This window comes from Thiobacillus sp. (assembly GCF_024708915.1).
Genome location: NZ_JANJXQ010000043.1, coordinates 18,014 through 29,825 on the forward strand (window position 1 = coordinate 18,014; position 11,812 = coordinate 29,825).

The following is an 11,812-nucleotide window of genomic DNA, read 5'->3' on the forward strand; positions in this document are numbered from 1 at the left end:
AGCCCGCAGGCAAGCTGCCGGGAATTCCGACAGCTTCGACTGGGATGGAGCAGCCATGACGGACGAAAGCAGCAAGGTCAAACTTTTCGACGCGCATCAGGTACGCGCCGAATGGGACGCGGACAACGAGAAATGGTGGTTCTCGGCGCTGGACATCATCGCCATCCTCACCGATCAGGCAGACTACAAGAAGGTCAGGAACTATTGGAAGTGGCTGAAAAACAAACTGATTGCCGAAGGCAGTCAGTTGGTTAGCGCCACTCACCAACTCAAACTGGTCGCCGCCGACGGCAAACGCTATAAAACCGACGTAGCCGACACCGAACAAATCCTGCGCCTGATCCAGTCCATCCCCAGCAAGCGCGCCGAACCTTTCAAACTGTGGCTGGCGCAGGTGGGCAGTGAACGGCTGGACGAAACGGTGGACCCGGAACTGTCCATCGAACGGGCCATTCAAAATTACCGCCGCCTCGGCTACAGCGAAAACTGGATCAACCAGCGCATCAAGTCCATCGAAGTGCGCAAGGCGCTGACCGATGAGTGGGACAAAGCCGGCGTGCAGCGGGGCCAGGAATACGCCGCGCTCACCGACCTGATGAGCCGCGTCTGGAGCGGCCTTTCCACCCGCGAATACAAGCAGCACAAAGGGCTGAAAAAAGAAAACCTGCGCGACAACATGACCAACACCGAACTGGTGCTGAACATGCTGGCCGAAGTGGCCGCCACCGACATATCGCTGGTGCGCAATCCGCAGGGGCTGAATGAGAGTGCCGAGGTGGCCGCCGAAGGCGCGCAAACCGCCAAGGCCGCCCGCCTGCAACTGGAAAAAAGCACGGGCAAGCCCGTGGTGAGCCAATTGAACGCGAAAACGCTCGGCACGAAGCAACTGAAGGGGAAGAAGCAATGAGCCGGATTGACGAGTTGATTGCGCAGCTTTGTCCGGAGGGGGTGGAGCATCTCGGGCTAGGCGATGTAGGCGAATTCATCCGTGGCAACGGCCTGCAAAAAAGCGACCTCACTGACGCGGGTGTTGGCGCAATCCACTACGGGCAGATTCATACCATTTACGGAGTCTGGACGGCCCATACCAAATCGTTTGTCACGGAAACGATGGCACGCAAGTTGCGCAAAGCACGTCCCGGCGATCTGGTGATTGCCACCACGAGCGAGGACGATGCGGCGGTAGCGAAAGCCGTAGCTTGGGTTGGTGACAACGAAATTGCAGTGAGCGGTGACGCCTACATCTACAGACACTCACTTGAACCAAAGTACGCGGCGTACTTCTTCCAAACAGAGCCGTTTCATTCGCAGAAAACGCGGCACATCACCGGCACCAAGGTACGGCGCATTTCCGGTGACAGCCTTGCAAAGATCAGGATTCCGGTGCCACCGCTCGAAATCCAACGCGAAATCGTGAAGGTGCTTGACACTTTCACCCAGCTGGAGGCGGAGCTGGAGGCGGAGCTGGAGGCGCGTCGGCGGCAGTACAAGTATTACCGCGACGCGCTTCTGACATTCGGCGAACGCACGGACGCTGACGCAAGCAAGCAAGCAAGCAAGCAAGCAAGCAAGCAAGCAAGCAAGCAAGCAAGGATAACGACCTTGAGTGACATTGCAACCTACGCAACTACACGAATTTCATCCACAGGATTGGATGCGGGCTCCTATGTCGGCGTGGATAACCTACTTCCCGATATGCGCGGCAAAGTGGGCTCAAGTTATGTGCCGACATCTGGAGCTTCTATCGGCTATGAAGCCAATGACATCTTGGTCGGGAACATTCGCCCATATCTCAAAAAGATTTGGCTTGCCGATTCAGCAGGCGGCACCAATCAAGATGTTTTGGTCATCCGCATCAAGGACGAAGCCAAGGCAGCGATCAAACCGCGCTTTCTGTATCACTCACTGGCTTCGGATGATTTCTTCACGTATGACGCGCAGCACGCGAAGGGCGGGAAGATGCCTCGTGGCGATAAGGCGATGGTCATGAAATACACGATCGCCATTCCGTCGCCGGAAGAACAGGAGCATATCGTCTCTATCCTCGACAAATTCGACACGCTGGTGAACGACCTGTCCTCCGGCCTGCCCGCTGAAATCAAGGCCCGTCGCCAGCAATACGAACACTACCGGGACAAGCTATTAAGCTTCGCGGAGCTGGAGGCCACGGCATAGCATGGGAAAGACGCTGACCGAAATCGCCCAGCAACTGAGAAACGCCGATAAAAAGGTGCAGTTGATCTATGCCTTCAACGGCACAGGCAAGACTCGTCTGTCGCGGGAGTTCAAGCAGCTGATTGCACCGAAAATCGATGGCGATGAAGACGCCGACCAACCTGAGTTGTCGCGCAACAAGATCCTGTATTACAACGCCCTCACTGAAGACTTGTTTTATTGGGATAACGATCTGGAAGAAGATGCTGAGCATAAGCTGAGGATTCAGCCCAATACCTTCACGGATTGGGTGCTGAAGGATCAAGGTCAGGACATGAACGTCATCACGACCTTTCAGCGTTATACCAACGACAAGCTGACGCCACACTTCAATGCAGCGCGCACAAAAAAAGACGAAGGCGATAAACAGATCACTATCAAAGCCTTCTCGGAAGTTACCTTCACGATGGAGCGTGGCGATACGACGCATTCGGGAAGCCTGAAAATCTCCAAGGGCGAAGAAAGCAACTTTATCTGGAGTATTTTCTACGCGCTGCTTGAACAAGTGATCGGCGTTCTCAATGTTGCCGAGCCTAGTGATCGAGAAACCGACCAATTCAACCAACTGGAATATGTGTTCATTGATGATCCGGTTAGCTCTCTGGATGACAACCACCTGATTCAGTTGGCCGTGGACTTGGCGCAACTGGTCAAATCAAACGAATCCAGTGTCAAGTTCATTATCACGACGCACAACCCACTTTTCTTCAATGTGCTTTGCAACGAGTTTGGTAGCGATGAAAAATCCGAGCGCTACAGCTGGAAGTCAAAATGGTTCAGCAAGTCACGATTGGAGAAAAATGGTGATGGCAGTCTCAATCTATCAGAGCAGCCAAACGATTCTCCTTTTTCATATCACCTGCACCTGATATCGCAGCTTGAGGAAGCCATAAAAAGTGGGCAGATCGAAAAATACCACTTCAATCTGCTCCGGAATATTCTCGAAAAGACGGCAACATTTCTCGGGTACAAAAGGTGGGAACACCTTCTGCCGCAAACAGACGACGGCTTGCCCAACCCGTACGCAAAGCGAATTGTGAACTTCTCAAGCCATTCGAAGCACGCCGCCGAAGAAGTGTCGCCACTGAAACCAGAAGAGAAACAGGTTCTGGAAAATCTGGTCAAGCACATTGTCGAGCGCCATCGATTTTGGCAGGAAAAAACCACATGATCGAATACAGCCCCATCGCCGAATCAAAGAACTTCATCGTTCTGGATAAATACACCCAGGAATGGAAGGTCGCGGAAAGCTACCAGAGCGAAGGCGATCTGGAGCGCGAGTTCATTCAGGATTTGCAGAATCAGGGCTACGAATACCTGCCCGGCCTGAATACGCCGGAGACCTTGCTGGCCAATGTGCGCGTGCAACTGCAAACACTCAACAACGTGCAGTTTGCAGATGGCGAGTGGCTGCGTTTTGCCGAAACCTTTCTGGACAAACCTAGCGACGGCATCGTCGAGAAAACCCGCAAGATTCACGACGACTATATCCACGATTTCGTCTTCGACGACGGGCGTATCCAGAACATCACCCTGCTGGACAAGAAGAACATCGCCCGCAACAAGGTGCAGGTGATCAGGCAGTTTGAGCAGGCCGGCAGTCACGCCAACCGCTACGACGTGACGATTCTGGTTAATGGACTGCCGCTGGTACAGGTAGAGCTGAAGAAGCGCGGCGTGGCGATCCGTGAAGCCTTCAATCAGGTACATCGCTACAGCAAGGAGAGCTTCAACAGCGAGCATTCCCTGTTCAAGTATCTGCAGCTGTTTGTGATCTCCAACGGCACCGACAGCCGTTATTTCGCCAACACCACCCAGCGCAACAAGAACAGTTTCGACTTCACCATGAACTGGGCGAAGGCGGATAACAGTCTGATCAAGGATCTGAAAGACTTTACCGCCACCTTCTTCCAGAAGCACACCCTGCTCAATGTGCTGCTGCACTACTCAGTATTTGATGTCAGCAACACGCTGCTGGTGATGCGCCCTTACCAGATTGCCGCCACGGAACGAATTCTGCGGAAGATTAACAGCGCGTATCAGGCAAAGAACTGGCGCCAGCTTGAGGGCGGTGGCTTTATCTGGCATACCACCGGTTCGGGCAAGACCCTGACCAGTTTCAAGGCGGCGCGTCTCGCCACTGAGCTGAATTTCATCGACAAGGTGTTCTTCGTGGTGGATCGCAAGGATCTGGATTACCAGACCATGAAGGAATATCAGCGCTTTTCACCGGATAGCGTGAATGGCTCGGACAGCACGGCTGGCCTGAAGCGCAACCTGGAGAAAGACGACAACAAGATCGTCGTCACCACCATCCAGAAGCTCAACAACCTGATGAAGAGCGAAGCCGACTTGCCCATCTACGGCAAGCAGGTGGTGTTCATTTTCGATGAATGTCACCGCAGCCAGTTTGGTGAAGCACAGAAAAACCTGAAGAAGAAGTTCAAGAAGTTCTATCAGTTTGGCTTTACCGGTACACCGATTTTTCCGGAAAACGCGCTGGGCGCAGAAACCACTGCCAGCGTGTTTGGGCGCGAACTGCATTCTTATGTCATCACCGACGCGATTCGCGATGAAAAGGTGCTGAAGTTCAAGGTGGATTACAACGACGTGCGACCGCAGTTCAAGGCCATTGAAACCGAGCAGGATGAGAAGAAACTCAGCGCGGCGGAAAACAAGCAGGCCTTGTTGCACCCCGACCGCATCCGCGAGATCACCCAGTACATTCTGAATAATTTCCGCCAAAAAACCCACCGCCTGCAAGCGAGCAATATGGGTTTCAACGCCATGTTCGCGGTCAGCAGCGTGGACGCCGCCAAGCTGTACTATGAGTCGTTCCGGGAGTTGCAGAATGGCGGCGACAAGCCGTTGAGGGTGGCCACCATCTTCTCGTTTGCGGCCAACGAAGAGCAGGATGCGGTCGGCGACATTCAGGACGAGAGTTTTGATGTGTCTGCCATGAACAGCAGCGCCAAGGAGTTTTTGAGCGCGGCCATCGCTGACTACAACGCGCAGTTCAAAACCAACTTCAGTGTGGATAGCAACGGCTTTCAAAACTATTACCGCGATCTGGCCAAACAGGTCAAAGCCAAGGAAGTCGACCTGTTGATTGTGGTGGGCATGTTCCTGACCGGCTTTGATGCCCCCACCCTGAACACCTTGTTTGTCGACAAGAACCTGCGCTACCACGGGTTGATGCAGGCCTACTCGCGCACCAACCGCATTTTCGACGCCACCAAAACCTTCGGCAATATCGTTACCTTCCGCGATCTGGAGCAGGCGACCATCGACGCCATCACCCTGTTCGGCGACAAGAACACCAAGAACGTGGTGCTGGAGAAGAGCTACGAAGAATACATGGAAGGCTTCACCGATGTGGCCACCGGTGAAGCGCGGCGTGGCTTTGTAGAGGTGACGAAGGAACTGGAGCAGCGTTTTCCCGATCCCTCTGCCATTGAAAAAGAGTTCGACAAAAAGGCCTTTGCCAAGCTGTTTGGCGAGTATTTGCGCGTGGAGAACGTCCTACAGAACTATGACGAATTCGGCAGCCTGAAGGCCTTGCAAGATCTCGATTTGGACGACGCGGCGGCGGTTGAGGCCTTCAAGGCCAGGCACTATTTGAGCGATGACGATCTGGTCGCACTCCAAGCCATCAAAGTGCCGACTGAACGGAAAATCCAGGATTACCGTTCGACCTATAACGATGTGCGCGACTGGCTGCGCCGGGAAAAATCTTCCGCCGAGAAGGGAAAGTCCACCATCGAATGGGATGACGTGGTCTTTGAGGTGGATCTGCTCAAATCGCAGGAAATCAATCTGGATTACATCCTGGAGCTGATTTTTGAGCACAACAAGAAAACAAAAAGCAAATCAGACCTGGTAGATGAAGTGCGCCGGGTGATTCGCGCCAGCCTGGGCAACCGCGCCAAAGAGAGCTTGCTGGTCGATTTCATCAATCAGACCGATCTGGACCCGATTGGCGACAAGGCCAGTGTGATTGACGCCTTCTTCGCCTTTGCCCAAGCGGAACAGCAGCGTGAGGCGCAGGATTTGATCAGCGCCGAAAACCTGAATGCCGAGGCGGCCAGGCGTTATATCGCCACCTCGCTCAAGCGGGAATTTGCCAGTGACAATGGCACTGATCTCAATGCCATTCTGCCCAAAATGAGCCCGTTGAACCCGCAATATCTGACCAAAAAACAAAGCGTGTTCCAGAAAGTCGTTGCTTTTGTCGAGAAATTCAAAGGGGTTGGCGGGCAGGTTTAACGGGATTGTTGCCGGAGTCAGCGGCAACTGTCGTCATCGACTCCAATATCGGGACACCAAGCATTCCCGTAGCCCTATCGGATGATCCGCTAAGGGCTGGTTCAAGACAGCGGGTTATTTCTCTGTCGACCAGGCTGCCTGATCCAGCCAGGCTACGGTTTCCAGCCCGCCCTGCACCCCGGACACCGGCAGCTTCGCACCCTGTCTCCAGCGCAGCAGCGCTTCGCGTTTGCCTGCACCCGTAACGACAAACCACACACGCCGACTGCGGTTCAGCCGCGCTGCCGACAGACTCACGCGCTCGGGCGGCGGCTTCGGCGCATCGAACACGGCCAGCGTATCCGGGCTGTCCGCCGCCGTCTCCCAGTCGCGGCCCGGAAAAAGACTCGCGGTGTGGCCGTCCTCGCCCATGCCGAGCAGCGCGACGTCGAAATCGCCCACGCGCGCCAGCCAGTCCGCATACACCGCTGCGGCTTCGCTGGCGCCATGCTCGGCGGGAATCGGCCAGCGTTGCGCTTCAGGGATATTCGATGCCGCGAGCCAGGCGGCCTCGGCCATGGCGCTGTTGCGCTCGGGATGATCGGCCGCCAGGCAGCGCTCGTCGCCGTACCAGATGTGCCAGCGTGCGTCACCCACGCCGCGGCGCGCCAGCTCGGCATACAGCGCGCGCGGGGTGGTGCCACCGGCCAGCACCAGGTGGAACGCGCCGCGCGCGGCGATCGCCGCTGCGGCCTCGGCGCACAGCGCGTCGGCCAGCGCCCGCACCAGCGCAGCGCTATCGGCAAACACCCGCCACTGGGTCGCCATCACAGCTCGTTGCGCCAGACCTGGTCGTCGCTGTCGAACAGACGGTTGGCATCGGGCGGCCCCCAGCTGCCTGCGGGATAGGTCGGGATGTATTCGCGCTCGATCGTCCAGTATTTGAGGATGGGGTCGACCACGCGCCACGCCCACTCGACCTCGTCGAAGCGCAGGAACAGCGAACGGTCGCCCTCGATGACGTCAAGCAGCAGGGTCTCGTAGGCGTCGAGCGTCTGCTCGTCGGTCTTGAGGAAGCTCGCGTTCATCTGCATCAGCCGCGTGTCCATGTCGAGGCCGGGCTGCTTGACGTGGATTTCCATGCGCATCGACTCGTCGGGCTGGATCGACAGCAGGATCCAGTTGGGATCGATCGTTTCGAGCGGGGTTTCGCGGAACAGCTGTTGCGGCGGATGGCGGAAGCGCAGCGCGATCATCGAGGTCTGGTGCGGCATGCGCTTGCCGGTGCGCAGATAGAACGGCACCCCGCGCCAGCGCCAGTTGTCGATGTAGAACTTGGCGGCGACGAAGGTTTCGGTGGCGGAGTTCGGCTCGATGTTTTCCTCCTGCTGGTAGCCTGGCACGGTCTTGCCGTCGATCATCCCGCGCGCGTATTGCGCACGAATCGCGTGCGCGTGCACCGCGCGCTTGCTGATCGGACGGATCGAGCGCAGCACTTTCACCTTTTCGTCGTGCATGGCATCGGCTTCGAGTGCGGCCGGCGGCTCCATGGCGACGACGGTGAGCAGTTGCATCAGGTGGTTCTGCAGCATGTCGCGCAGCGCGCCGGCGCGGTCGTAGTAATCGGCGCGCCGTTCGATGCCGATCGACTCGGCCACGGTGATCTGCACGTGGTCGATGAAGTTGCGGTTCCACAAAGGCTCGATCAGGGTGTTGGCGAAGCGGAAGACGAGCAGGTTCTGCACCGTCTCCTTGCCCAGAAAATGGTCGATGCGGTAGATCTGCTCCTCGTCGAAATGCTGGTGCAGCAGCTGATTCAGCATGCGCGCCGACTCGATGTCCTCGCCGAAGGGCTTTTCGATCACCACGCGATTGAGGCCGCGCGGCTTGTTGAGGCCGACGGCTTCGAGGTTGTGGATCACTGCGGAAAACTCCGCCGGCTTGATGGCGAGATAGAACACCGTGCTCGAACAGGCTTCTTCGGGAGGCAGGCGGTGGGCCAGCGCCTGGTACGAAGCGGGGTCGTTGAGGTCGCCCTGCTGATAAGTGAAGCGGGCGATGAAGCGCTCGAACACCGGCGTATCGTGCTTGCCCTTGATCTTGCCGGGAAGTATCTCGCGCATGTATTTGCGCCATTCGTCGTCGCTCCAGGGGCGGCGCGAAAACGCCACGATGTTGAGCGATTCAGACAGGCGGGCCGACGCCTCCAGGTGATACAGCGCAGGCAGCAGTTTGTTGGTGGCCAGATTGCCGGTGGCGCCGAAGATGACGAAGGTGCATGGCAGCGAGTCTTCCAGGCCGGTCATTTGCCGCCCTCCTTGATCGCGTGGCCGCCGAATCCCTGGCGCATCTTGGCGAGCATTTTTGCTGCGTAATCGTTTTTGCCCTGGCTGGCAAAGCGCATCATCAAGGCCAGCGACATCACCGGGGTGGGAATGCCCTGTTCCACCGCTTCCAGTGCGGTCCAGCGTCCCTCGCCCGAGTCGGCAACGAACGGCTGGATGGTTTCCAGCGTCTGATCCTGCGCCAGGAAGTCCGCCGTCAGATCCAGCAGCCACGAACGCACCACGCTGCCGTGCCGCCACAACTCGGCGATCTCGTCCAGTTGCAGATCGAAGCCGGCTTTGTTCTGCATCAGCGCAAAACCTTCGGCGAAGGCCTGCATCATGCCGTACTCGATGCCGTTGTGAACCATCTTGACGAAGTGGCCGGAGCCGACCGGCCCGGTATGCAGCCAGCCGGTAGTGGGCGTGGGCGCCAGTGCTTCCATGTAGGGCTTGAGGCGTGCGGCCGCGGCGTCGCTGCCGCCGAACATGATGCAGTAGCCGTTGTCCAGCCCCCACACGCCGCCGGAGACGCCGGCATCGGCGTAATCGATCTGCTGCGCCGCCAGCATCTCGGCATGGCGCTGGTCGTCCTTGTAGTAGGCATTGGCGCCGTCGACCACCAGATCGCCGGGGCTCAACAGGGGCTGCAGCGCCGTCAGCGCCGTCTCGCTGGCCTCGCCGGCAGGCAGCATCAGCCAGACGATGCGCGGGGCCTGCAATGCCGCGACCAGCTCGGCCAGGGTGGCGCAGGCGAGATGGCCGGTTTCTGCCGCGATGGCCGAGCTCACTTCATGACTGCGGTTGTTGAGCGCAATCTTGATGCCCTTGCGCGCCAGCCGCCGCGCCATGTTGCCGCCCATGCGGCCGAGTCCGACGAGTCCGAATTCCATGCTTTGCTCCTTGTTCGGATGAATGCCTGCCTGGCGCGATTGTCGCGCCGGCGCTGAATGCATGATAGGACGTGCCGGCGGCAGGCGGATTGCGCAAGGCGTGCTGCTTGCCGCTGCGCCCGCAGCGATCAGGCCAGCAAGCCAGGGAACAATTCACCCAGTCCGCTCGCGATCATCTCGATCGAAATCGCCGCGATGATCAGACCCATCAGGCGCGTGACGACGTGGATCCCGGTCTTGCCCAGCCGCCGCGCGATCATTGGCGCGGCGCGAAACGCCAGCCACACCGACAGGGCCACCAGCGCCACCGGAATCAGCTGGGCGGCCTGATGCAGCACGTTGCCCTGCGCTGCGCCCGCCGCCACGATGACGTGGGTGATCGCGCCCGGCCCGGCCAGCAACGGCACGCCCAGCGGTACCACGCCGACCGCCTCCTTCTCTTCCACCTCCATCGCCTCGTCCTGCGTCTGCCGCTGCGGGCTGACATGCGCCTGCACCATCGACAGGGCCAGCAACAGCAGCAGCAAGCCGCCCGCCACCGAGAACGCGGCGAGGCGGATGCCGAGAAAACTCAACAAAGGCTCGCCCACAAAGGCGAACAGCGTCAGCACCCCCAGCACCGTCAACGCCGCGATGCGCGCCGCCGCGTGGCTCTGCGCAAGCGTGTGGCCCTGCGTGGCGAGGAGGAAAATCGGGATGACGCCGATCGGATCGACGATGGCAAACAACGCAAGTGCCGACTTGGCGAGTTCGAGAATATCCATTGCCGGCATCATAGCCGCATGACAAGGCGGATTTTTAAAGCCGGCGGAACAGCAGATCCCACACCCCGTGCCCGAGGCGGATACCGCGCTGCTCGAACTTGGTGAGCGGGCGGGTATCGGGGCGCGGCGCGTAATCCGCCACGGTGTTGGCGAGCAGCGGTTCGGCGGAAAGAACTGCGAGCATCTGCTCGGCGTAGTCCTGCCAGTCGGTGGCCAGATGGATGTAGCCGCCCGGCTGCAGGCGGCTGGCCAGCAATTGCACCAGCGGCGGCTGGATCAGGCGGCGCTTGTGGTGGCGCTTCTTGTGCCAGGGATCGGGGAAGAAGATATGAATACCCGCGAGGCTGGCCGGCGCCAGCATGCGGGTCAGCACCTCGACGGCGTCGTGCTGGACGACGCGCACATTGGTGAGGCCGCGTTCGCCGATCTGCTTCAGCAGCGCGCCGACGCCCGGCGTATGCACCTCGACACCGAGGTAGTCGTTTTCCGGGCGGGCAGCGGCAATCTCGGCCAGCCCCTCGCCCATGCCGAAACCGATTTCCAGGATGTGCGGGGCATGACGGCCGAAGGCGGCGTCGAGACCGAGCGCAGCAGGCTGGTACGGCAGCATGAACTGCGGCCCGATTTCGGCCAGCGCACGCGCCTGGCCGGAACCGACGCGGCCGGCGCGCAGCACATAGGAGCGGATGCGCGGATGCGCGCCGGTGTCGGTCGTCATGCTTATTTGCTGCCCGCGCTTCTGTTTTCAGTAATGAGGCCGCTGGTCGGCGAACTGGGACTGGCTTTATAAATTTTCTTCGGCATGCGTCCGGCGAGGAAGGCCTCGCGCCCGGCTTCCACCGCCTTCTTCATCGCCGAAGCCATCAGCACCGGGTTGCCGGCGCCGGCGATCGCCGTGTTCATCAGCACCGCGTCGCAGCCGAGCTCCATCGCGATGGCGGCGTCGCTGGCGGTGCCGACGCCGGCGTCGACGATCACCGGAACCGACAGGCGGTCGATGATGATCTGCAGATTCCACGGGTTGAGGATGCCCATGCCGGAACCGATCAGGCTCGCCAGCGGCATCACCGCGACGCAGCCGATGTCTTCCAGCTGCTTCGCCGCGATGGGATCGTCGGAGGTGTAGACCATCACCTGGAAGCCGTCCTTTACCAGCACCTCGGCCGCTTTCAGCGTTTCCGCCACATTGGGATACAGCGATTCGGCGTCGCCCAGCACCTCCAGCTTGACCAGGCTGTGGCCGTCGAGCAGTTCGCGCGCCAGGCGCAGCGTGCGGATCGCGTCGTCGGCGGTATAGCAGCCCGCGGTGTTGGGCAGGTAGGTGTATTGCGACGGCGGCAGCGCATCGAGCAGGCTCGGCTGGCCGGCGTCC

Annotated in this window: 10 protein-coding genes; 4 read left to right on the forward strand and 6 right to left on the reverse strand. The window is 59.2% G+C overall.

Going from position 1 to position 11,812, the window contains the following annotated elements:
* The first annotated feature begins 55 nt into the window (after nt 1-55).
* The 4 genes from Q0L94_RS03395 to Q0L94_RS03410 are packed head-to-tail and all read left to right on the forward strand — an operon-like array spanning nt 56 to nt 6,480.
* A complete protein-coding gene (locus Q0L94_RS03395) occupies nt 56-907 on the forward strand; it encodes a BRO family protein (RefSeq protein ID WP_296750074.1) in 852 nt (283 codons plus the stop codon).
* Nucleotides 904-2,175: a restriction endonuclease subunit S gene (locus Q0L94_RS03400; protein WP_296750076.1), complete on the forward strand. Its 1,272-nt coding sequence runs from the start codon at nt 904-906 to the stop codon at nt 2,173-2,175. The genes Q0L94_RS03395 and Q0L94_RS03400 overlap by 4 nt, the downstream gene beginning before the upstream one ends.
* A 1-nt stretch (nt 2,176) precedes the next feature.
* Nucleotides 2,177-3,385: an AAA family ATPase gene (locus Q0L94_RS03405; protein WP_296750077.1), complete on the forward strand. Its 1,209-nt coding sequence runs from the start codon at nt 2,177-2,179 to the stop codon at nt 3,383-3,385.
* Entirely contained in the window at nt 3,382-6,480 is a 3,099-nt protein-coding gene (locus Q0L94_RS03410) for a type I restriction endonuclease subunit R (protein ID WP_296750079.1), read from the forward strand. The genes Q0L94_RS03405 and Q0L94_RS03410 overlap by 4 nt, the downstream gene beginning before the upstream one ends.
* Before the next feature lie 114 nt (nt 6,481-6,594).
* Here the strand turns inward: Q0L94_RS03410 and pgl are convergent, their stop codons facing one another.
* From pgl to Q0L94_RS03440, 6 genes are all read right to left on the reverse strand, one after another.
* Nucleotides 6,595-7,287 (reverse strand): 6-phosphogluconolactonase, encoded by a 693-nt coding sequence (gene pgl / locus Q0L94_RS03415; RefSeq protein WP_296750081.1) that lies wholly within the window; start codon nt 7,285-7,287, stop codon nt 6,595-6,597.
* Entirely contained in the window at nt 7,287-8,765 is a 1,479-nt protein-coding gene (zwf, locus tag Q0L94_RS03420; RefSeq protein ID WP_296750083.1) for a glucose-6-phosphate dehydrogenase, read from the reverse strand. The genes pgl and zwf overlap by 1 nt, the downstream gene beginning before the upstream one ends.
* The gene (gene gnd, locus Q0L94_RS03425) at nt 8,762-9,739 is read right to left on the reverse strand and encodes a phosphogluconate dehydrogenase (NAD(+)-dependent, decarboxylating) (protein WP_366799152.1); all 978 of its coding nucleotides are present in this window, start codon (nt 9,737-9,739) and stop codon (nt 8,762-8,764) included. The genes zwf and gnd overlap by 4 nt, the downstream gene beginning before the upstream one ends.
* A 65-nt stretch (nt 9,740-9,804) precedes the next feature.
* Entirely contained in the window at nt 9,805-10,440 is a 636-nt protein-coding gene (locus Q0L94_RS03430) for a MarC family protein (protein ID WP_296750087.1), read from the reverse strand.
* 34 nt (nt 10,441-10,474) lie between these two features.
* Nucleotides 10,475-11,158: a tRNA (guanosine(46)-N7)-methyltransferase TrmB gene (gene trmB / locus Q0L94_RS03435; protein WP_296750089.1), complete on the reverse strand. Its 684-nt coding sequence runs from the start codon at nt 11,156-11,158 to the stop codon at nt 10,475-10,477.
* A gap of 2 nt (nt 11,159-11,160) precedes the next feature.
* Nucleotides 11,161-11,812 (reverse strand): thiazole synthase (locus tag Q0L94_RS03440; RefSeq protein ID WP_296750091.1); only part of this gene is annotated, 652 nt, incomplete at its 5' end.

Excerpts from the sequence above, each read along its gene's own strand:
- pgl (WP_296750081.1), bottom strand. The coding sequence starts at position 7,287 with ATGGCGACCCAGTGGCGGGTGTTTGCCGATAGCGCTGCGCTGGTGCGG.
- Q0L94_RS03430 (WP_296750087.1), bottom strand. The coding sequence starts at position 10,440 with ATGGATATTCTCGAACTCGCCAAGTCGGCACTTGCGTTGTTTGCCATC.
- Q0L94_RS03405 (WP_296750077.1), top strand. The coding sequence starts at position 2,177 with ATGGGAAAGACGCTGACCGAAATCGCCCAGCAACTGAGAAACGCCGAT.
- Q0L94_RS03400 (WP_296750076.1), top strand. The coding sequence starts at position 904 with ATGAGCCGGATTGACGAGTTGATTGCGCAGCTTTGTCCGGAGGGGGTG.
- gnd (WP_366799152.1), bottom strand. The coding sequence starts at position 9,739 with ATGCATTCAGCGCCGGCGCGACAATCGCGCCAGGCAGGCATTCATCCG.
- trmB (WP_296750089.1), bottom strand. The coding sequence starts at position 11,158 with ATGACGACCGACACCGGCGCGCATCCGCGCATCCGCTCCTATGTGCTG.
- Q0L94_RS03395 (WP_296750074.1), top strand. The coding sequence starts at position 56 with ATGACGGACGAAAGCAGCAAGGTCAAACTTTTCGACGCGCATCAGGTA.
- zwf (WP_296750083.1), bottom strand. The coding sequence starts at position 8,765 with ATGACCGGCCTGGAAGACTCGCTGCCATGCACCTTCGTCATCTTCGGC.
- Q0L94_RS03410 (WP_296750079.1), top strand. The coding sequence starts at position 3,382 with ATGATCGAATACAGCCCCATCGCCGAATCAAAGAACTTCATCGTTCTG.